The following is a 20,872-nucleotide window of genomic DNA, read 5'->3' as shown; positions in this document are numbered from 1 at the left end:
TGCCCGCTGCATTGAAACCTACCGCCAAAGCTAACTATTCCACCATTTCAAAGCTTTTGTAGGAGTGATCGAAGCAAAGCGGAGACGCGATTGTTGTGAACTTGTCTTAAGCCGAAATTACACTGCCTGAACCCGCGTTGGCGGCGGCTTCCACTTCCGCGGGTCGCTGTTCGCGCATCCTGCGCCGCAAAACTTCGCCATCCATGGCTCAGATGCCCGCTGCATTGAAACCTACCGCCAAAGCTAACTATTCCACCATTTCAAAGCTTTTGTAGGAAATGAGATGGACCCGTCCCACTTGTGCCATGATTAAGTTGCAAAACTCTAATCAGGTACGGCATCCAGCAGGAGGATCCATCATGCAAAATACTAACATTATCGGTCTTGATTTGGCGAAGTCTGTTTTTCAATTGTCTGTGTTAGATCATCGCGGCAATGAGATTAAAAAGAAGCAGCTCAAGCGTGCTCAAGTGTTGCCTTTTCTTGCGAAGCAGCCAACATCTGTCGTCGCTATGGAAGCTTGCAGCGGATCCCATTACTGGGCTAGGCAGTTGGCTAAGCTCGGTCACACCGTTAAAGTTATACACCCTCGTTACGTTAAACCCTTCGTTCAGGTGAACAAAAATGACACCAGGGATGCTCTTGGCATCGCTGAAGCAGCGAGTCGACCAACCATGCCGACCGTTGCTGTAAAAAATGTTGAGCAACAAGATCTTCAGGCGTTGCATCGTGTTCGGGAGCGTATAGTGAAAGAGCGTGTTGCCGTAGGCAATGAGCTCCGAGGTCTGTTGGCTGAATATGGAGTCATTCTTCCTAAGGGTGCAAAAGCTATCCGTGAGCAGGTGTTATTGGTGTTAGAGGATGGAACGAATGAGCTCAGCGTTCGAGGTCGGCGAATGATAGCCGACCTCAGGCAGCAGTGGTTGCAACGCGAACAGCAAGAGCAGCAATACGCCAAAGAAATCGCGCAGATCGCCAACTCAAATGAAACCTGTAAGCGTCTTCAAAGCATACCGGGTATCGGTCCAATCATCTCAACGCTTCTCTACAGTCACATTGGCAAGGCTGCATCGTTTGCCAGTGGTCGTCATGTCAGTGCTTCACTGGGGTTGGTTCCCAGACAGCACTCCAGCGGAGGGAAAGATGTCTTGCTTGGCATTAGTAAACAAGGCAATAAACAGATCCGTAAGATGCTGGTGCATGGCGCGAGGTCGGCTTATAAATCCTTGCAGCGGCAGGAAAAAGACAGTGCTCTAAAGCAATGGGTGATGAAGCACGAAGGGAACAAGCATCCCAATGTCATCATCGTGGCACTCGCGAATAAGCTCGCCAGAATCAGTTGGGCACTGATGAAAAATGGTTCGGTATACCACTCTTAAGTCAAAAGAGAAAAAGAACCAGCAAGGTAAGTTAGAAGTTATAAATCAGATTAACCTAGAGGTTGCGCAGACCCTTAAGACACAAAAGATAAGATCGACTTACTGAACCCTTGAGAGCGCTTTGGCTCAAAGAAGCCGCGTAGGAGATCAGGACAGTAAGAGCACAACTCATAATGGCTCAGGACAGAAGGCGACGGCCGTCCTAAATAAGAAGCCGAATATAAGCGTGCAATCTCAATCTAATGTAAAATAAGTGGCTTGCAACAACGGACGGGTCCATATAAGTGATTTAAGCAAAGCTGAGACGCGATTATTTTGAGCTTGTCTTTAGTCGAAATTACACTGCCTGAATTTGCGTTGGCGGCGGATTCCACTTCCGCGGGTCGCTGTTCGCGCATCCTGCGCCGCTAAACTTCGCCATCCATGGCTCAGATGCCCGCTGCAGTGAAACCCACCGCCAAAGCTAACTATTCCACCATTTCAAAGCTTTTGTAGGAGTGATCGAAGCAAAGCGGAGACGCGAATATTCCACTCGTAGTCAGCATATGAAGGCTTACAACTCAATCAAGGCTATACTTCCTACTCAACGAACAGTAAAAGGAGTGCTCCAATGTCGATAGGTTGCTTTTCAGTCAGTTTGGCGGTTAAAGATTTAAGTGCGTCGAAGGTTTTCTACGAAAAACTAGGCTTCAGTGCTTTCGGTGGTGACGAGTCACACGGCTATTTGATTATGAAGAACGGTGATACCAATATTGGTCTTTTTCAGGGAATGTTTGAAAGCAATATTCTTACATTCAACCCAGGTTGGGACCAGAGTGCGCAATCTGTGGGTGCTTTTTCAGATGTAAGAGAGCTGCATGTTAAATATAAAGCAGAGGGGTTAGAGGTAACCCAAGAGAGCATTGAAGGTGATAGTGGGCCTGGCAGTTTCTCTGTGACTGACCCTGATGGAAATAAAATATTAATTGATCAGCATGTTTGAGCGGTATAAGTTAGCTTGAAAATGAAGTGTTAAAGGATTTTAACCATTAAAACATTAGAAGACATTTATAACTGTCCTTCTTGTAAAGGTGTGGTCGCAGATGGTGACCATCATTGTCGTAGCTGCGGTATTACTTTTACTATTGATCAAGTTAAGGCTATGCGCGCATTGCCTAATTCAGTAGTCGGTGCGCTCCCTTGGAATACCAGAGACCGCTATCGGTGTGTGCACTGTGCAAAATTTATTTGCATTAATGACCGTTTTTGTCGGGGGTGTGGTGATGAAATTTGTGATCAAGAAAAACAGCTTATGAAGGCAAACCTTTCTGAACTGGCGCGCAATAATCTTCCTGGGGTTATTAGCTGCATGGGTTTTGTAGTCGCATTCATCGCAATTTTATATGCTATAAATTCTTAGCTGTTTTTCGATAGTAAGTATCAGCGATTTTAGGTTAGTAAGGGTGTAAATGAATAAGCCTGAGCATTTAAGTAAAGCGATAGGTGATCAGTTTTCAGATAAATCGGTCGTTGAAAACTATGGCTATCGACCAGAATATACGCCTGATGTTATTCAATTCCTATCGAATAGCCTCCAGCTTGAAAATATGTCGGTATTAGATGTTGGTACAGGCACAGGAGAAATAGCCATACCATTAGCTCAGCTAGGGCACTGCGTAACAGGCGTTGACCCGTCTGTTGAAATGATAAAAGCAGCAACAGCGAAGAATGCGGATGTAGATTTTAAGCAAAGTTACATCGAAAGCTTTGAATCGCCTCAAGCATTCGATTTAATTGTTGCTGCAAACAGTATTCACTGGACCGATTGGGATCGCGCTTTTCCAGCGTTAAGAGCCGTTGCCAAGCCTAATGCTCGTTTTGCAATAATCACGGGTGGTGATATCGCAATTGAAGGGCTTCAAGATGAAATTCTTGCCCTAGTGAAAGCCTTCTCAACGACAAAAACCTTTAAACCCTATAACGTGGTAACCATGTTGACTAAGGGTGGTTACATCGAGGCACCCTTAACCACTGAAATGCCCGTTAGTCTCGTTGAGCAAAACATCGACCACTATATTTCTTCTTTTCATGCTCGCAATGGGTTTAGCCTAGATCGAATGGTGCCAGAGCAGGCTGAAGCATTCGATACAAAGCTTCGTAGATTGCTTATTAAGCATGGCTTTAATGAAACCGTAAAAGGAACGGTCTCTTATAAAGTGACGCTTGCAGAGCTAGCTCACTAAATTTTTTGAAGGCGTTAGGCGACTATGGGCTTTAGTGATTCTAGATATTTATCGATAGACTTTTTTGGGGTTTTGCAAAGTTTTTGTGCGGCATTAAAGGGTAGGGTCTCTAAGTTCGAGCGCTGGCATATAATATCAATAATGGCTAGCCAAAGCTTTGCCGTCATCTCTGAATCGTATAAGGCTCTGTGAAAAGCACCATTTGATTCTATATTACAGTAACCCACCAAAGTACCCAGTTTATGGTTGGGTGCGTTCTGAAAAATGCGGCGAGATACTAAAAGCGAGCAGATAAATTCACCGCGATATTGATGCTTTATTCGCTGAAACTCCGCATCAAGAAAGCGTTTATCAAATGAGGCATTGTGTGCGAGCAAATTGCTATCACCGATAAACTCAGCGAAATCTGCCATGACGTCAGCACAAGAGTCTGCGCTGGTGAGCATGGTATTGGTAATGCCTGTATAACGTTCGATAAATGGGTCTACACGTCTGCCAGGGTTCATGAGCGCTTGAAACTGATCAACAATGACACCTTCTTCAATTTTAACAGCGCCAATTTCAATAGCGCGATCACCCATATCGGGTGAAAGACCCGTGGTTTCAAAATCTAGAACAACAAGGGAATCGGCACGGCTCAATCAAATAACTCCAAAAAAGGTGTGAACGCCATAAAAGCAGGCATATAAAAGAGGGCATTCTAATTAGTTTAGCTGAAGCGCTCAACGCCTATTCAGTAAGTAACCGTTAATTTAGACAAACAGGCAATCGAAACCCTACCGACCATCGTTTATACTGCGCGAAAATTTATGGAACCTGAGCATAATGGAAAGCCAAGAAACCGTATTACAGCACCTTAGCAAAGTAACCCCGAGCTGCGAGGAAGAGGCCAAGTCACTCGAATTTATCACTCAATTTGTAGCCGAACAGCCTCGTTATTGGGCAAGAGATACCTTAGTAGGGCACTTAACAGCTTCGGCGTGGATCACTAATGCAGAGCAAACCAAAGCCGTATTACTGCACCACAAAAAATTAGATATTTGGGTGCAGCCTGGCGGCCATGTGGATGACAGTGATGAATCTTTAGCGCAAGCAAGCTTGCGTGAAGCGCAAGAAGAAACAGGGCTTGCAAACCTTACGTTAAAACAAACTGAGATTTTCGATGTTGATGTTCACGCTATTCCCGAGCGAAAGAGTGAGCCGAAGCATAATCATTTAGATATTCGTTACTGGTTTATAGCCGATAACGAAACGCTCACAATAAGCGAAGAATCTAACGAGCTTAAATGGATGAGCCGAGCCGAGATTGAAATGATCACTCAAGAGGAAAGTGTTTTAAGAATGGTCAGAAAAACGCTGCTTTAAAAATAACTTCGTACTAGAGTTAGGTAAAAGAAAATCAACCCCATCGCGTCTTCGCTTTGCTTCGAGCGCTCTTACTTCATTGAGTGGTTGTTGTAGATAGCTTTGGTGGTGGGGTTTGCTGTAGCGGGCATCTGAGCCATGGATGGCGAAGTTTAGCGGCGCAGGATGCGCGAACAGCGACCCGCGAAAGCAAATCCCACCACCAAAGCGGGTTATAGCCACTGTTTAGGGCTTCGGGTTAAATCAAAAGCAGGTAGGGCACTGAACTTTAAAATGACTACAAAAAAACCTCCCAAGACCATAGTCAGGGGAGGTTGGTTTTAGAAGCAGTAGATTAGAACTGGTTCATCGTATTGTCTTTGCCGCCGGCTTTAAGGGCTGCTTCACCAGAGAAGTACTCTTTGTGATCATCACCGATGTCAGAACCCGACATGTTTTGGTGCTTCACACAAGCGATAGACTGGCGAATCTCTTTACGCTGAACGTTAGCTACGTAGCCAAGCATGCCTTGATCACCGAAGTACTCTTTAGCTAGGTTGTCAGTAGACAATGCAGCCGTGTGGTACGTAGGAAGCGTAATCAAGTGGTGGAAGATGCCCGCTTGACGTGAAGAGTCCGCTTGGAACGTACGGATGCGCTCATCGGCTTCTTTAGCCAAGTCACTTTCATCGTAGTTTGCGCTCATTAGGTTATCGCGGTTGTACGCTGATGTATCTTTACCCGCTTCAGCCCATGCATCGAATACTTGCTGACGGAAGTTTAATGTCCAGTTGAAAGAAGGCGAGTTGTTGTAGACCAGTTTCGCATTCGGGATTACTTCACGGATGCGGTCAACCATGCCACCGATTTGGCCGATGTGCGGCTTTTCAGTTTCGATCCACAATAAGTCTGCACCGTTTTGTAAAGACGTAATTGAATCCAGTACGCAACGATCTTCACCCGTTCCTTGGCGGAACTGGAACAAGTTAGACGGTAAACGTTTAGGACGAAGTAACTTACCGTTACGGTTAAGGATAACATCGCCGTTTTGTAGAGCTTCTGGTCCAACTTCTTCGCAATCTAAGAAAGAGTTGTACTGATCTCCTAAATCACCCGGTTCACGTGATACCGCGATCTGCTTAGTAAGGCCAGCACCTAAAGAGTCTGTACGAGCAACGATAACGCCGTTATCCACACCTAGTTCTAAGAAAGCGTAACGAACCGCACGGATTTTAGCTAAGAAGTCTTCATGTGGAACAGTAACTTTACCGTCTTGGTGACCACATTGCTTCTCATCAGACACTTGGTTTTCGATCTGGATACAACATGCACCCGCTTCGATCATTTGTTTAGCCATTAGGTAAGTGGCTTCAGCATTACCAAAACCAGCGTCAATGTCGGCAATAATAGGAACAACATGAGTAACGTAGTTATCGATTTGGTCTTGTATGCTGGCTGCTTTATCGCTGTCGCCGGCTTCGCGAGCGGCGTCTAAGTCGCGGAATAAACCGCCTAGCTCACGCGCATCGGCTTGGCGCAAGAAGGTGTAAAGCTCTTTAATTAAAGCGGCAACAGAAGTTTTCTCATGCATTGATTGATCGGGCAGTGGACCGAACTCAGAGCGTAGCGCTGCAACCATCCAACCAGAAAGATATAAGTAACGACGATCTGTTTTACCTTCAAAATGCTTCTTAATAGAAATCATTTTCTGTTGGCCGATAAAACCATGCCAGCAACCTAGAGATTGAGTGTATTTAGTTGGGTCAATATCGTATGCGTCCATATCGTTACGCATAATGTCTGCCGTGTATTTCGCAATATCAAGACCTGTACGGAATCGGTTTTGAGCGCGCATACGAGCGGCATATTCCGGGTTGATTGCTGACCAGCTGCTGCCAGCTTTGTCCTTTAGTTCAGAAATTTGACTGATATCGTTGCTGTATTGAGTCATGTGTAAACCCTCTTTTCTTGGTCGTTGGCATCCAAAATAACGGCGGAAATTAATGTTGTTTCCCGCTGGTGATGACCCAAAGATAAGAATCTATTTGTGATTCGTCTAATTTATATCTATGATGCCTGACATTCGCAGAAGTTATAAAGGGTGGTAAATACCTGTTTTCTAGCGAAATTACGCTAAATAATAAATTACGCTTGGAGGGTTGAAATGCATCTGAATCGGGTTGATATGAACTTATTGGTGTACTTAGATGTTCTTTTAAAAGAGCGCAGCGTTACTAAAGCTGCGCATCAGCTAGGTATTAGTCAGCCGGCCATGAGTAATGGTTTGCGTCGCTTGCGCGACCTATTTGAAGACCCATTACTGATCAGAACCAGCGATGGCATGACACCGACCGAGCGTGCAAGAGATTTAGAGCCTATGCTGCGCATGGCATTGCAAAGCCTAGAGAAAGTGGTCACGCCTCGACATCATTTTGATGCCGCTGAAAGTAATCGAGTTTTTCGGATCATGGCCAGTGATTATGCTGAATCTACTCTGTTGCCGGCGTTACTAAAGCGCTTATCGGACGAAGCGCCGAATGTAGCGTTAGATATTATGACGCCCAGTGACGTTAACTTTTCAGATGTAGAACAAGGGCGGGTCGACATGGTGATAAACCGTTTTGATACATTGCCGCAATCGTTCCATCAAATGACAGTGTGGTCAGATAATTTTTGTTGCATGTTAAGTAAGAATAATCCCATTTTAGAAAATTTTAGTTTAACGAATTATCTAAAAGCGCGTCATATTTGGGTGAGTAAGACAGGCTATGGGGTTGGCGTGGGGGTTAATCCAGATGATGTACAGCGTTTAGGGTTTGTAGATGAAGTGCTCAATCAACTGGGCAAAAAAAGGCATATTTCGGTTTATACGCGCCACTATGGTGCCGCTATGTTGCTTGCCGAAGAAAATGACCTAGTGGTTACTATTCCAGCACGAGCCGCACATTTGCAAGCCAGGAATGATCGGTTGGCGATTAAAGCACCTCCCTTTGAAATACCGTCGTTATTGTTGAAAATGGTTTGGAGCCCGTTGCTTCATCATGACCCAGCCCATAGATGGCTACGCCGCATGATCATTGACGTTGCAGAAGAAATCCCAGCACCGTACTTTTAACATTCATATTATGAATGGAAAGTATAACTAATATAGATTAGATAAATTAATTTTGGTGATTAGTATAGGAACACAACAAAAAATTCTGACGAAGGACTAAAGCGATGAGTCAATACCTGAACAGTGGCGATCTTCAGATCGATAAAAAGTTGTTTGCATTGATCGAAGATGAGATAGCCCCCGGCACGGGAGTCAGTAGTGCGCATTTCTGGGCAGAGCTTTCGTCAATTTTTAATGACCTAGCACCAGAAAATAAAATGTTACTAGCCAAGCGAGAAGAACTTCAGCGTTTAATAGATGATTGGCATAAAGAGCGTGCAGGTCAGCCTCATGATGCTCAAGCTTACACGGAATTTTTAACCGATATTGGTTATTTGTTGCCAGAGCCGGCGCCGTTTCAGGTAACAACACAAAATGTCGATACCGAAATAGCGCAGCAAGCGGGCGCTCAGTTGGTGGTACCCGTTAAAAATGCTCGGTTCGCCTTGAATGCAGCCAATGCGCGTTGGGGCAGCCTTTATGATGCACTGTACGGTACTGATGCAATATCTGAACAGGGCGGCGCTGAGCGAGCCGGAGCGTATAATCCAGTTCGGGGTCAGAAAGTCATTGATTATGCGAAAAACTTTTTAAATGAAACTTTTCCGTTGTCCACGCAAGGTCATGAACTTGTTACTCAATACAGCGTTGATGCCGATGGTTTGGTTGTAACCTTCAAAAATGAGGAGCAAGGCCGATTAGCCGATGCTACTCAGTACATCGGATATAAGGGTAAGGCAGAATCTCCTTCGGCAATACTGTTGAAGAACAATGGACTACACGTTGAAATTCAAATTGATGCTCATCACCAAATAGGCGAAGCCGATCCGGCTGGCGTTAAAGACTTGTTAGTTGAAGCCGCCATTACAACCATTATGGATTGTGAAGATTCAATCGCCGCAGTAGATGCTGAAGATAAAGTGGAAGTTTATCGCAATTGGTTAGGTTTAATGAACGGAACGCTGTCGGCTGGTTTTGTTAAAAATGGTCAAAAGCTGACGCGAGATATGGCCGCCGATCGGCTTTATCAAACGGTCGCAGGTGAAGAAGTTCGGTTGCAAGGCCGAAGTCTGATGTTTATCCGCAATGTTGGGCACTTAATGACTAACCCTGCTATTTTAAATGCCAATGGCGATGAAATTCCTGAAGGTATTTTAGATGCAATGGTGACCGTATTAGCCGCCATGCACGATCTTAAAAAGCTGAGCAAATTCCAAAATAGTCGCACTGGCAGCATCTATATTGTTAAGCCGAAAATGCACGGTCCTGAAGAAGTTGCCTTTGCCGTTCGCTTGTTTGCTCGAGTAGAAGAGGCGTTGGGTTTAGCGGATAACACGATTAAAATAGGCATTATGGATGAAGAGCGCCGTACTTCATTAAATTTAAGTGCCTGTATTAAGGCGGCATCTGAGCGTGTTGTGTTTATCAACACGGGCTTCCTTGATCGTACCGGTGATGAAATCCACACTAGCATGTTTGCAGGCGCTTTCATTCCAAAAACCAAAATGAAAACGACCACTTGGATTGGTGCCTACGAAGACAATAATGTTGATGCCGGTTTGGCCGCAGGGTTATCGGGTAAGGCGCAAATTGGCAAAGGTATGTGGGCCATGCCAGATGAAATGGCCGCTATGCTTGAGCAAAAAATTGCGCACCCTAAATCAGGTGCAACAACAGCCTGGGTACCATCACCTAATGGAGCCACTTTACACGCGACTCATTACCATCAAGTTAATGTATTCGAATTGCAAAATTCAATTTCACAGCGAGAAAGAGCGAAACGTTCAGATATTCTGACCATTCCTTTATTAGAAGACTCCAATAGTTTAACTGCTGAAGAAATTCAAGGTGAGTTAGACAATAACGCGCAAGGAATATTAGGGTATGTAGTTCGTTGGGTAAACCAAGGGGTAGGCTGTTCGAAAGTGCCCGATATAAATAATGTCGGGCTCATGGAAGACAGAGCGACACTGCGTATTTCTAGCCAGCACATGTGTAATTGGTTAGTACACGGCCTTACGAATGAAGCTCAAGTATTAGAAACGATGAAGCGCATGGCCGCGGTTGTGGATGAACAAAACGCTGGGGACCCTGAATACACGCCTATGGCGCCTAATTTTGATAGCAGTATTGCTTTTCAGGCGGCGCTCGATTTGGTCTTTAAAGGGGTTGAGCAGCCAAGTGGCTACACAGAGCCATTGTTGCACCAAGCGCGTTTAAATTTAAAGGCGAGTTTGGCGAAATAACCAAGTTTCGCGCCTTAGGCAAATGCTAGGGCGCGATTATTTTCGGCTGATTACTCGGCGTTTACTTGAAATATTGTGTCGAAGTTTCCTTCGGTAAATCCATCAATATTGTTCAGAGTAACTTGGGCAATGGCCGTTAAGGCTTCAGCGGTAAAAAAAGCTTGGTGTCCGGTTACAATCACATTAAGAAATGACAGTAACCGTGCTAATTGATCATCGTACAGAATCTTATTGGAATTGTTTTCGAAAAACAGCTCGGCCTCTTCCTCATAAACATCTAACCCTAAATTACCTATTTTCCCACTTTTTAATGCTGATATAACAGCGCCAGTGTCTATTAGGCCGCCTCGGCTGGTATTAATTAGGGTAACACCGTCTTTCATTTGGGCCAGTGTTTCCTGATTAATCATGTGGTTGGTAGCGTCCATTAATGGGCAGTGTAATGAAACGATATCACTGTCAGTCCATATTTTTTCTAGCCCAACATAGTTTGCCATTACAGGCGTTATTTCAGGGTTTGGGTATGGGTCATAGCAATTTACCGTACAGCCAAACCCACGCATGATTTTAATAAAGGCTAAACCAATTTTGCCTGTGCCGATCACACCAATTGTTTTGCCATGCAAATCAAACCCCATGAGACCGTCGAGTGCATAATTGTTTTCACGAACTCGATTATAGGCTCGATGGATGTTGCGGTTTAGCGCAAGAATGAGCGCTACCGCATGCTCTGCTACTGCATAGGGAGAATACTCAGGTACTCGGGTTACTGTGATGTTGGCTTTTTGTGCGGCCTCTAAATCGACATTGTTAAAGCCTGCGCAGCGCATAGCTATAAGTTTTATACCGTTATCTTCTAGGTGTTTTATGACGTCTGCATTAAGCGTGTCGTTTACAAAGCAACAAACCGCGTCAAAGCCTTGAGAAAGTGCGACAGTGGTTTCATCTAAATGGGATTCAAAAAAAGAAAAGTGATGGTTGTGTTTATTGGCTTGGATTAAATGGTTTTCATCGTATGGCTTGCTGCTGAATACGGCAACTCTCATGGCGAATTCCTATGTTTACCCACTGGCCGAGTGGTTAAATGTAAATATAGGCAAGTTAGAGATTGATTGGCTGACCATTGATAGTAAGCGACTCCACTTCAACCAAATCTTTTAACTTGCCTTTCCTATAGCTTGCAAATTTTAACGTAATATAATCAAGCTCAGGTGCAACCCAGATCAAATATTTGGTGTCTTTTTTCTGCGGTTGTACTTGTTTTACAATTTTCGTATAAATTAAATCACCGTCGACGTCGAGGAGTTCTTCACCAATTACTTCAAACCGATGAGGTTCAGGGTTTTTGTAACGCAAATTAATGACATTGAGCTCGGTAGCACCTGTTTTCAATTGTTGCCTTAATGCTAACTGATAACTTAAAGGGTCAAAGGTATTGGCTTTGATTGTGTGGCTTAGCTTATCTTTTTTGACTTGGCCAGTTACCTTGTTTTTTGGCCAATCAAAACGCCACTCAATGTCTTCTTTAATTAGGAAAACACGGGCTTTCTTATTATAGCTGGTTGGCAAAAACCGGTTGTCTTGAAGTAATGTACCCTTAGATACTTCTTGGGTTGAAATGCCGCCTTTTTTGGCGTTTAAAGCAAATTCCCACTGATTGTCTTTTGTACGCAGGTACATCGTACCAGTTAAATGGACATCTACAGCGCCAAAGCGAGTAGCTTTAAGTTTGGCTTCAAATGGCAAAAGCGGGTCTGCTGCAAAGGCAATGCTGCCTATCGCAATCCCTAGAAAGGTAAATACAGTTTTGAAAAAGTGTAACGCCATTCAAGAAATCCAATTAGTTTTACTTGGTGGCGTTAGTATCATCTAATGTCAGCGGTATTTGAAGTGTTTTACCTGCAAAGATTACGTCACCTTCAGCCAGGGTTAAGCGTTCTTCGCAAAACCAACCCACCACTTTGGGGTAAATAACATGCTCTATCGCTATAACGCGTTTGGCAAGATCGAGCTCTTCATCTTTAGGTAAAATGGGCACTTTGCCTTGCAAAATAGGGGGGCCACCATCTAATTCCGGCGTTACAAAATGAACGGTTGCTCCGGCTTCTTTGTCACCGGCTTCCAATGCTCTTTTGTGTGTGTGTAGCCCGGGGTATTTGGGCAGTAAAGATGGGTGTATGTTAATCATCTTCCCCAAGTAGGCTTGAACAAACTCGGGCGTTAAAATGCGCATGAACCCAGCCAAAACCACTAAGTCTGGGCTGAATTCATCGATGGTTGCTTGAAGCTGCTCATCAAACGCTTCTCGGCTGGTAAATTGTTTATGGTCTAAGGTAATGGCTTCACAGCCGTAGCGCTTAGCTCGTACCAATCCATATGCGTCTGGGCGGTTTGAAATAACCGCTTCAACACGCCCATTAATCTCACCCGATAGACAGTTATCTAATATGGTTTGGAGGTTGCTACCGCCGCCGCTGATGAGCACAACTATTCGTTTCATCATTAACCGTTTATGCCATCAATAAGTACGCGTTCGCCTTCGCCTTGTAGAGCTTCAATAGCACCAATGACGACTGGCTTTTGATCCATAGCCGATAGTGAATCCATTACCGACTGCTGCGCCGTGGCCGGTACGACTAATGCTAAACCGATACCACAGTTGAACGTTCGGAACATTTCAGTATCAGTAATGTTGCCTTTTTCTTGCAACCAGTTAAACACGTCAGGCGCTTGCCAAGCGTTGGCATCAATGCGAATACTGCAGTTATCAGGCAGAACGCGAGGTAGATTTTCGTAGAAGCCGCCACCGGTGATGTGAGATATTGCATGCACTGGTTGGCTTTTTAACAACTCTAAAATTGGTTTCACATAGATAGTCGTTGGCGCCATGAGTGCTTTTGCTAAGGTTGTTTCGCCTAAAGGTTGGTCGGTCGATTCACCAGATACTTCTAATACTTTGCGTATTAATGAATACCCATTTGAGTGAGGGCCGCTTGAAGGTAAGCCAATTACGACATCTCCTTCAGCTACTTTGCTGCCATCTAAGATGGCGTTTTCTTCAACGACGCCGGTACAAAACCCAGCTAAATCGTAGTCTTCACCTTGGTACATTCCGGGCATTTCGGCCGTTTCACCACCCACTAACGAGCAATTGGCTTGTTGGCAACCCTCACCAATACCAGCGACAACTCGGCTAGCAATATCAACACTTAGCTTTCCAGTTGCATAATAATCTAAGAAGAATAGTGGTTCTGCACCACACACGATTAAGTCATTCACACACATGGCCACTAGATCTATACCAATGGTATCGTGGTGATCAAGATCCATTGCCAGCTTTAATTTGGTGCCTACGCCGTCTGTACCAGAGACGAGTACAGGGCTTTCATAGCCTTTTGGTATTTTACACAAAGCTCCAAAACCACCGATGCCGCCTATTACTTCTGGGCGTCGAGTTGCTTTCACTGTCCCTTTAATACGTTCAACGAGAGCATTACCAGCGTCGATATCAACACCTGCGTCTTTATAGCTTAATGATGGCTTGTTTTGGTCGGTCATGAAGGGCTCCAAGAATGAAAAATGATCACCAGCCTTAATGGCGCGCGGATTGTAACAGCGTCTTTAGCGTTAATCAGCATGTCTAATCGGTCAGTTTTTTAGTTTGTTACACAGATCGCTGTATTTTTGGTTACGCTCTGTCACAATAGCGGTTTTTAGCCATTTTAAAATGCATTCGGAGTAGGGTATGAATATCAAATCACGACTGAGCTTGGTGCTAGTGTTAAGTGCCTTTTTAGCGTGTGTCAGTGGCTTTAGTGCAGCAGCCACCGAGGTTGAGTTGTATCGCAATACCGTGGTTGTGAGCTTAAACGCTAATAATAAAGAGCAATCCGAAGCGGTACAAAGTGCCTTTAAAGAAACACTTATTCGAGTCTCTGGAATTAAATCGATTACTGAAAGCCCGGATATTGTTGATGCTCTGAACGTGGGTGATCGTTATTTGAGCTCTTTTAGATTTGTAGAAAGCAGTGAGTTTTTTACCAATGTGTTAGGAGAGAAAATTCCTACCAAAGCCATGATATTAGAGTTTGATAAAAAATTGGTAAACGATTTATTAATAGCTAATGGTTTGCCAGTATGGGGTGAAAAGCGTCCTGAGGTTTTAATTTGGTTAGCGGATCGCGTCAATAATCAAGATCATATATTGGCTGATTCTGAAACTGGAGAGGTCGCTGAAACTATTTTGGCCAATGCGCAACAGCGCGGAATTCCAATCGTGTTACCCATTATGGATTTAACCGATACGCTGAGCATTTCATTTTCGGATGTCTATGGACTCTTTTCCAGCGATATTCAATCCGCTTCCGAACGTTATGCCCCAGAAGCCATTTTAGCCGGTCGATTAACGGGAGAAGGTGATAGTTATAAAGCCGATTGGTTAATGTTATTTAAAGGCGAGCGTATCAGGCTTCCGACCGTTAGCGGTACTTTAGATGAAGTTACCGAACAAGGCTTTGATATGGTGGCGCAGCGCTTATCCGAGCAATATGCGTTCGTTTTAGATGCCAATCAAATTGGCGCTGTGTCCGTAAAAATTCAAGACGTGCAAAATGCCCAAACTTTAGCGGCTATAGAGTCTTATTTGCAGTCTATTAACATGATCACGCAGCTTACGCTGAGTTCATTGTCTGAATCGGCTGTTGTGTTTGATGTAGAGATCAGTGGTGATAGAAATCAGTTCTCCGATTTGCTAGCACTCGATAAAAAACTGATTCCTTTATTAGAAACAACGCTTGAAGCTCAACTCGATAATGAGTTGTTATTTATGTGGCAACCCTAAGGATAGAAGCATGAAAGTCACCGATTCACAAAAATGGTTTATATTAGCCTGTTTGGGCTTATCCATATGGCTGCTTAGTTTATTGTCTCCCATCTTAGGTCCATTCCTGACGGCTATTTTATTGGCCTATATGGGGGACCCTATAGTAGATAAACTGCAAACTTGGAAGCTTTCTCGCACTCAAGGTGTTGTGGTGACGTTTTTAGCCCTAACCGCTGTATTTGTGTTGGCGGGTCTCATCCTTGTGCCGGCATTAGTTGAACAGATAGACCAATTGATTAAGCTGATTCCGACCTTAATCAATTACATTAAATCCACTTTTATACCCATGGTGGAGGCAAAGTTTGGTGTCGAGTTGGCTCAGTTAGATTGGCTTCAACTCAGCCAGCAACTGAATTGGGGGGCAACCGGTAATATTGCTAAAAACATTATCGGTAATGTGACTCAAAGTAGCTTTGCGCTGATTGGATTCATCGGTAATTTAGTATTGGTTCCCGTTGTTTGGTTTTATCTTCTAAGGGACTGGGACGATGTTATCGCGAAAATTGGTGCTTTGATTCCGCGATATTACTATAAAAAATCGTCTCATTTAGCGTCTGCTTGCCATGAAACACTAGGCGCATTTTTCCGTGGTCAACTTATGGTCATGTTGGCTTTGGCTGTAATCTATTCAGTTGGCTTAATGTTGATCGGCTTAGACTTAGGGTTATTGATCGGTTTGTTAGCTGGGCTGGCCTCTGTTGTACCGTATTTAGGTGCGATTGTTGGCATTGGCGCCGCATTAGTAGCAGCGTTTTTTCAGTTTGGTGATATTACTCACTTGGTGCTTGTTGCTGTTGTATTTGGTGTGGGTCAAACGCTTGAAGGCACTGTATTAACGCCAAAGTTTGTCGGTGATAGAATAGGGTTACATCCCGTTGCCGTTATATTTGCAGTGTTGGCGGGCGGACAATTATTCGGTTTTGTCGGTATTTTATTAGCCTTACCTACTGCGGCCGTGATCATGGTTTTAGTTCGGCAGATGCACGATAATTATCGCGTGAGCGAATTGTATGGTCCAGATCACCATGACGAGGACGACAGTGACAATGGCCTAACGGATGCAGACGACAACGCCAATGACAGCGAAGTAACGAAAGAACAAACAGACGACGAACTAAACCGTCCAGAGGAAAAGTAATTGGTTCATCAAGCTACTCCACAAATGCCACTTCATGTGACATTCAAAGATAATGCCGTCTTTGAAGACTATCTGCCGGGCAATAACGCCCTAGCGATTGGAACGTTGCGGCAAGCACTAGCACGATTAGACGACCATCTAATATTAATCTGGGGAGCCGAAGGGGTGGGGGTGAGTCATATTTTGCAGGCCTCTATTCACGATTTACAATTGCAAGGTTTGGCTACCATGTATTTGCCATTAGCCGAATGCCTAGAGTTTGGACCAGAGGCATTAGACGGTTTAGATGAGGTTGATGCAATTGCTTTAGATAATATTGAGCTTGTTAGCGGTAATGCTCAGTGGCAGGAAGCGATTTTTCATTTTTACAACCGAATGCGCGACAGCGGTAAAATGATCTTAGTGGGCAGTAATTGTAGCCCGATGCAGTTACCTATTGAGTTGCCTGACCTAAAATCGCGATTGAGCTCAGGTTTAACTCTACAATTATCTCAACTCGATGACGACCAGCGAATTGATTGGGTTATTTGGAAAGCGAGGCGACGAGGATTGGTTGTAGAGCGCGAAGTAGCTGAGTTTTTAATTCTCCGCCATAATCAGAATATGAAAGAGCTGGTCGCGACCTTTGATAAGTTAGATACTGAATCTCTGGCGGCAAAGCGGCGGCTCACGATTCCATTCTTAAAACAAGTTTTAGCCTTATAGTTTCTTTACGTTTGTAAGTATTGCGTACAAAAGTTTCACTCAATGCTTACAACACTTCTTGAACGTCATCTCACCAATATTTTTTTATTTCATTATCATTCTGACATCCTTAGCGTTGACTAAGGACTATTTATTTTAAATTAGTAAGGATGATATGAACGATCAATTGATTTCCGTTGTACGCAGTATTTTCGCTAAAATTTTTACCTTTATCTTTTTTGGTTTAGCCGCGGCAATACTTTTTTCGCTTGCTAAAAAAGTTCTGGAAGGCATTTTAGATGGTACCAATATTATGCAAATTTTCTTAAGTGGCATTAATACTGGGATCATTGCTTTAGCCGTATTTGAATTGGCATTAGTGATTCACAGTGAATACTCTAGCCATGATCAAGAGTCGGAAAAAGACGCTGTCGTAGGCTTAAGACGCACCATTCCGCGCTTTATTGGTACCGTGTGTATCGCACTTTCATTAGAAGGGCTGATCATGGTTATTAAGTACAGCCAATTAGAGTTGGCCGGTAATTTGTATTACCCCGTCGCCATAATTACCAGTACTGCCTTGTTATTGATTGCGCTAGGGGGCTTTTTAGCGTTGACTAAAAATGCCAAAGGGTAAGGTATGCTAGAAAAAAGGACCGAGTATCGGTCCTTTTTTATTTTCTATTAAATAAACGGGTTTGAGTTAGGCAGCTTAATTTTATTTTTAAACTCACTGAGTTTAAAAGACTCTTGGTCGAAGCTGATGTCTTTATCGCTCATCACCGATTCGCCAAATGAATAGGTTACTGACAATCCATTAAGGCGTGTATTTTCATCGAATTTGGCTTGTTGCTCAAGAACGTTTTCATTGCGCACTTGGTATTTGGTGAATGACTTTTCACCATGGCGCTGCTTCATTAATGCCTTAGTTTTTTCCGGCGATAATATTAATGCACTGGCATTGTTGCCGCCAAACCCCTTCGAATTAATTACGGTACCCAACATCTCAGCGCCGTGCTCACCTACAGCGTGATGATCCATTAAGATGTTCAGATTTGAATCTAAAACATCATCGGCGATGTGGTCAATGGTTTTGATGCCAGGAACAAAACCTGTGTGCCATACCCCAAGCGCGGCGGTAATTTGGTCTGCAGCGGCCGGTCCTAGTGAATGGCCAACGTACGATTTCACTGCAGAGACGGCCCAGTTGTTAATTTTAAATGACTTTGCAACTTCATTGGCAATATGTGATTCAGTGACTCGGTTTTGCGGGGTACCTGTACCATGTGCCATGACAAATGTTTTGTCTAACTCATCACCTAAAATGGCCTGAGCAAGAGCGGTAGTTTTTGCCATAGTAATGTAATTTCCGACGCCAGGACCTGAGATCGACTTTTTATTGCCATCTGCATTCACAAACACATCGGCTACAGAACCAAATACCGTAGCGCCTAACTCTAAGGCTAGCTCATCGTCCATGAGCATAATAAATTGTGCCGACTCGGCCATGGTAAACCCAGCGTTAGAAGAGAACGGTCGGCAAGCTCGGCGATTATTGGCTGTTTCAGTTCCATCAAGTTGCTTTAATTGCTCATCTTCAGCCAGCGCTCCCATTACGCGGAAGCCTTCCATAATCTCTGGAACGATGGGTGCTTCTGAGTTGCCTACAATGGCAACGCGACATTGCCCTGACTGAATGTCGATTAACCCTTGGCGAAGGTTATATAAAAAAGTAGCGCAAGCACCTGCATTTGAACCCGTATTACCAACGCTGTTAATGATATAGCTGTTCACAAAATCGGCGGCCATTTCAGGTAATGCCAATGGCATCATTTTTGAGGTGGTGCGTTTTCCGTTATAGCCAGCTTGATAAAGCCCTTTTAAACCGTATTGATCGGTTTGGCCTACAGCAGAACCTGCGTAAACAGAAATTGCATCAGGTGAGATATGGTCCACGATGTTTGACCAATCAATACCGATAGATTGAATAGCATCGGAAGCACCAAAAACTGTCATTTGTAGTCCGCGAGGGTGGTGTGCCGAGTTATAATAACTGCTTGGGTCAAATCCGGTGGGTAATTGGCCAGCACTGCTGACTTTTGCTTTGTAATTATCAGGAATGACTGCAGTGATCGGGCCTTTAATGGTTACATTGACCGTTTTTGCATCAATTTCAGTTACACTCCAATTCTCCGGAATAGTTTCAGGAAGATGCCCTTTTTTGACGTTGAAATTTCGCGTGGCGTCGGTGTTAAATTCGCCTTGTTTCGCGGATTGAACTTTATCAGGATCGTATAAAGTGGATTCGATTTTGCGAATAAGTGTGCCTTTGAGAGCTTGCTCTTTGAAATCATCCGCATTGCGATCTAAGCCCATCAATGTGGCTAAGTCTTCCCAAGTGTTTTTCATGGTTGAATCATCTAATGCATCATGAACCATGCGCTTGTGGGCATGATGCATGGAAGCACGTCCTGCTGTGTTTATTCCACCAAAACCGACTATTACGGGAAGCTTTTTCATAAACCGTCTCTTACAAAGTGTTTGTGCAGAATATAGGGGGATTTTATGATTAAGGGTATAATAAATCGGCCATTATTTATTGCTTATCGGATAATTAGGCGTCATCAACAAGTTATATCAATGTTCTATCGATAATAGGTCTGAAATGAACAGCTGGATTCGCGCAATTGCGAATTTTACACAAAATTCGTATCGTGCGAGTTAAAACCCAACGTTGCATGGCATAAGTTTCTTTCAATATTTAACAAGGCGAAATAAACAGTAGGTATTTACGTTAAGCTCTCTTATATTAATCCTCTGATTTTCGATACTAAGGAGATTAAACCCTTAAAATTTACGGCTTATTTGTAGGTAACTAAGGCGGCAAAACGTTTCATTCTAACAAGATGCATTTTGGTCATTTAAGAAAGCCATACGGCCGATCATTTTTTTAGGGTGGCTTAATTGGGCATTTTTTCTGGTTTTTATACTTTTATTCGAATAGGTAGATAAAAATTTTGGCAGCAGTTAAGCGAATCCCTAAAGCTAATGATGGAAATACCATTGATGAAACTCTTTTTGGACTGATCGCGGATGACCTCGTCAATCAAGGCTTTAGTATTAGGCACGGTGCCTTACCTGATGATATTTCAAGTTCTTTGTATGCTCACCAACTGGAGCTCAACTCCAATATATATGTCGATGCCGGCATCGGACGTGGTGACGACTATCTAAAGACGGAATTTGTGAGAACCGATGAAATTTGCTGGATCACCAGTGATTCAGAAGCAGGGAGTAAGTGGGTAGGTTGGACGACGAAATTGCAACGATTTTTAAATCAACGACTTTTCTTAGGGCTGTTTTCTTTTGAAAGTCATTTTGCTCACTATCCGCCCGGCGCATACTATAAAAGGCATTATGATGCGTTCAGGGGCCAAGCGAATAGAGTACTTTCAATTGTTACCTACTTAAATCCTGGGTGGGGGCCATCGGATGGTGGGGAGCTGGTTGTGTACAGAGACGAAAAAGACCGAGAAGGTATAAAAGTAGTGCCACTTTATGGAACGGTCGTAGCCTTTCTTAGCGAAGAATTTCCACATGAAGTGCTACCTGCAACAAGAGATCGATATTCCGTTGCTGGTTGGTTTCGTGTTAACACTTCCATCAACAATAGTATTGACCCTCCGCGATAAACCGCAAAGCTATTCATTTTTAATGACAAATTTTCGCCGATGTACCACAAAATCACGCAATAAAAAAAAGGGTACGCGCTTTTGTAGCGCCTACCCTTGTTGATTAGATAGCGTTTAAATACTCAAAGTTA

At 43.8% G+C, this 20,872-nt stretch carries 24 protein-coding genes; 15 read left to right on the top strand and 9 right to left on the bottom strand.

Features of this window, described 5'->3' with window-relative positions:
* The first annotated feature begins 278 nt into the window (after window positions 1–278).
* Genes QWZ13_RS12690 through QWZ13_RS12680 form a run of 3 tightly spaced genes read left to right on the top strand, consistent with a single transcriptional unit; the run spans window position 279 to window position 1,632 of the window.
* The gene (locus QWZ13_RS12690; protein ID WP_290279981.1) at window positions 279–1,379 is read left to right on the top strand and encodes an IS110 family RNA-guided transposase; all 1,101 of its coding nucleotides are present in this window, start codon (window positions 279–281) and stop codon (window positions 1,377–1,379) included.
* Window positions 1,357–1,485: a hypothetical protein gene (locus tag QWZ13_RS12685; protein WP_290279980.1), complete on the top strand. Its 129-nt coding sequence runs from the start codon at window positions 1,357–1,359 to the stop codon at window positions 1,483–1,485. Before QWZ13_RS12690 ends, QWZ13_RS12685 begins: the two co-directional genes overlap by 23 nt.
* A 15-nt stretch (window positions 1,486–1,500) precedes the next feature.
* The gene (locus QWZ13_RS12680) at window positions 1,501–1,632 is read left to right on the top strand and encodes a hypothetical protein (RefSeq protein WP_290279979.1); all 132 of its coding nucleotides are present in this window, start codon (window positions 1,501–1,503) and stop codon (window positions 1,630–1,632) included.
* Here QWZ13_RS12680 and QWZ13_RS12675 read toward each other — a convergent pair.
* Window positions 1,619–1,777 carry a hypothetical protein gene (locus QWZ13_RS12675; protein WP_290282084.1) on the bottom strand — a complete coding sequence of 53 codons (159 nt, stop codon included), beginning with the start codon at window positions 1,775–1,777 and terminating at the stop codon, window positions 1,619–1,621. The two genes, QWZ13_RS12680 and QWZ13_RS12675, sit on opposite strands and share 14 nt — an antisense overlap.
* Before the next feature lie 212 nt (window positions 1,778–1,989).
* Here QWZ13_RS12675 and QWZ13_RS12670 point away from each other — a divergent pair, with 212 nt between their 5' ends.
* From QWZ13_RS12670 to QWZ13_RS12660, 3 genes are all read left to right on the top strand, one after another.
* Window positions 1,990–2,361: a VOC family protein gene (locus QWZ13_RS12670; protein WP_290282083.1), complete on the top strand. Its 372-nt coding sequence runs from the start codon at window positions 1,990–1,992 to the stop codon at window positions 2,359–2,361.
* 90 nt (window positions 2,362–2,451) lie between these two features.
* Entirely contained in the window at window positions 2,452–2,778 is a 327-nt protein-coding gene (locus QWZ13_RS12665; protein WP_435407060.1) for a hypothetical protein, read from the top strand.
* 49 nt (window positions 2,779–2,827) lie between these two features.
* Window positions 2,828–3,601, top strand: a complete 774-nt coding sequence (locus QWZ13_RS12660) for a class I SAM-dependent methyltransferase (RefSeq protein WP_290282082.1) — start codon at window positions 2,828–2,830, stop codon at window positions 3,599–3,601.
* Between the two features lie 14 nt (window positions 3,602–3,615).
* Here QWZ13_RS12660 and QWZ13_RS12655 read toward each other — a convergent pair whose 3' ends face one another.
* Window positions 3,616–4,242 (bottom strand): 3'-5' exonuclease, encoded by a 627-nt coding sequence (locus tag QWZ13_RS12655; protein ID WP_290282081.1) that lies wholly within the window; start codon window positions 4,240–4,242, stop codon window positions 3,616–3,618.
* 184 nt (window positions 4,243–4,426) lie between these two features.
* Between QWZ13_RS12655 and QWZ13_RS12650 the strand changes: the two genes are divergently transcribed.
* The gene (locus QWZ13_RS12650; RefSeq protein WP_290282080.1) at window positions 4,427–4,966 is read left to right on the top strand and encodes an NUDIX hydrolase; all 540 of its coding nucleotides are present in this window, start codon (window positions 4,427–4,429) and stop codon (window positions 4,964–4,966) included.
* Here the strand turns inward: QWZ13_RS12650 and QWZ13_RS12645 are convergent.
* Window positions 4,937–5,188, bottom strand: a complete 252-nt coding sequence (locus tag QWZ13_RS12645; protein WP_290282079.1) for a hypothetical protein — start codon at window positions 5,186–5,188, stop codon at window positions 4,937–4,939. The genes QWZ13_RS12650 and QWZ13_RS12645 overlap by 30 nt on opposite strands.
* Window positions 5,189–5,300: 112 nt before the next feature.
* Window positions 5,301–6,896 carry an isocitrate lyase gene (locus QWZ13_RS12640; protein WP_290282078.1) on the bottom strand — a complete coding sequence of 532 codons (1,596 nt, stop codon included), beginning with the start codon at window positions 6,894–6,896 and terminating at the stop codon, window positions 5,301–5,303.
* Window positions 6,897–7,109: 213 nt separating this feature from the next.
* Here QWZ13_RS12640 and QWZ13_RS12635 point away from each other — a divergent pair, with 213 nt between their 5' ends.
* Together QWZ13_RS12635 and QWZ13_RS12630 are read left to right on the top strand one after the other, a co-directional pair.
* Entirely contained in the window at window positions 7,110–8,060 is a 951-nt protein-coding gene (locus QWZ13_RS12635; protein WP_216001542.1) for a LysR family transcriptional regulator, read from the top strand.
* 104 nt (window positions 8,061–8,164) lie between these two features.
* A complete protein-coding gene (locus tag QWZ13_RS12630; RefSeq protein ID WP_290282077.1) occupies window positions 8,165–10,345 on the top strand; it encodes a malate synthase G in 2,181 nt (726 codons plus the stop codon).
* 50 nt (window positions 10,346–10,395) lie between these two features.
* Here the strand turns inward: QWZ13_RS12630 and QWZ13_RS12625 are convergent, their stop codons facing one another.
* Genes QWZ13_RS12625 through purM form a run of 4 tightly spaced genes read right to left on the bottom strand, consistent with a single transcriptional unit; the run spans window position 10,396 to window position 13,903 of the window.
* On the bottom strand, window positions 10,396–11,391 hold the full coding sequence (locus tag QWZ13_RS12625; protein ID WP_290282076.1) for a 2-hydroxyacid dehydrogenase: 996 nt from the start codon (window positions 11,389–11,391) through the stop codon (window positions 10,396–10,398).
* A gap of 55 nt (window positions 11,392–11,446) precedes the next feature.
* Window positions 11,447–12,172, bottom strand: a complete 726-nt coding sequence (locus QWZ13_RS12620) for a DUF3108 domain-containing protein (protein WP_216001545.1) — start codon at window positions 12,170–12,172, stop codon at window positions 11,447–11,449.
* Window positions 12,173–12,191: 19 nt separating this feature from the next.
* Window positions 12,192–12,848 carry a phosphoribosylglycinamide formyltransferase gene (gene purN / locus QWZ13_RS12615; protein WP_290282075.1) on the bottom strand — a complete coding sequence of 219 codons (657 nt, stop codon included), beginning with the start codon at window positions 12,846–12,848 and terminating at the stop codon, window positions 12,192–12,194.
* A complete protein-coding gene (gene purM, locus QWZ13_RS12610; protein ID WP_290282074.1) occupies window positions 12,848–13,903 on the bottom strand; it encodes a phosphoribosylformylglycinamidine cyclo-ligase in 1,056 nt (351 codons plus the stop codon). The genes purN and purM overlap by 1 nt, the downstream gene beginning before the upstream one ends.
* 187 nt (window positions 13,904–14,090) lie before the next feature.
* On the opposite strand from purM, the gene QWZ13_RS12605 reads away from it, so the two are divergent.
* The 4 genes from QWZ13_RS12605 to QWZ13_RS12590 all read left to right on the top strand — a co-directional run bounded on the left by QWZ13_RS12605 (window position 14,091) and on the right by QWZ13_RS12590 (window position 17,686).
* Complete coding sequence (locus tag QWZ13_RS12605) at window positions 14,091–15,185, top strand: DUF2066 domain-containing protein (RefSeq protein ID WP_290282073.1); 1,095 nt, start codon at window positions 14,091–14,093, stop codon at window positions 15,183–15,185.
* The gene (locus tag QWZ13_RS12600; protein WP_290282072.1) at window positions 15,139–16,365 is read left to right on the top strand and encodes an AI-2E family transporter; all 1,227 of its coding nucleotides are present in this window, start codon (window positions 15,139–15,141) and stop codon (window positions 16,363–16,365) included. Before QWZ13_RS12605 ends, QWZ13_RS12600 begins: the two co-directional genes overlap by 47 nt.
* Window positions 16,366–17,070, top strand: a complete 705-nt coding sequence (gene hda, locus QWZ13_RS12595) for a DnaA regulatory inactivator Hda (RefSeq protein ID WP_290282071.1) — start codon at window positions 16,366–16,368, stop codon at window positions 17,068–17,070.
* Window positions 17,071–17,224: 154 nt separating this feature from the next.
* A complete protein-coding gene (locus QWZ13_RS12590; protein ID WP_290282070.1) occupies window positions 17,225–17,686 on the top strand; it encodes a hypothetical protein in 462 nt (153 codons plus the stop codon).
* Window positions 17,687–17,733: 47 nt separating this feature from the next.
* On the opposite strand, the gene QWZ13_RS12585 is transcribed toward QWZ13_RS12590, so the two are convergent.
* Window positions 17,734–19,569, bottom strand: coding sequence for a beta-ketoacyl synthase (locus tag QWZ13_RS12585; protein ID WP_290282069.1), 1,836 nt, complete (start codon window positions 19,567–19,569; stop codon window positions 17,734–17,736).
* A 497-nt stretch (window positions 19,570–20,066) separates the two neighbouring features.
* Between QWZ13_RS12585 and QWZ13_RS12580 the strand changes: the two genes are divergently transcribed.
* Complete coding sequence (locus QWZ13_RS12580) at window positions 20,067–20,741, top strand: 2OG-Fe(II) oxygenase (protein ID WP_290282068.1); 675 nt, start codon at window positions 20,067–20,069, stop codon at window positions 20,739–20,741.
* Entirely contained in the window at window positions 20,647–20,844 is a 198-nt protein-coding gene (locus QWZ13_RS12575) for a hypothetical protein (RefSeq protein ID WP_290283447.1), read from the top strand. Before QWZ13_RS12580 ends, QWZ13_RS12575 begins: the two co-directional genes overlap by 95 nt.
* The last annotated feature ends 28 nt before the right edge of the window (window positions 20,845–20,872 follow it).

The organism is Reinekea marina, assembly GCF_030409715.1.
Taxonomy (GTDB): domain Bacteria; phylum Pseudomonadota; class Gammaproteobacteria; order Pseudomonadales; family Natronospirillaceae; genus Reinekea; species Reinekea marina.
Note: the sequence above shows the minus strand (reverse complement) of the source record. Positions and strands in the feature narration are given on the sequence as shown.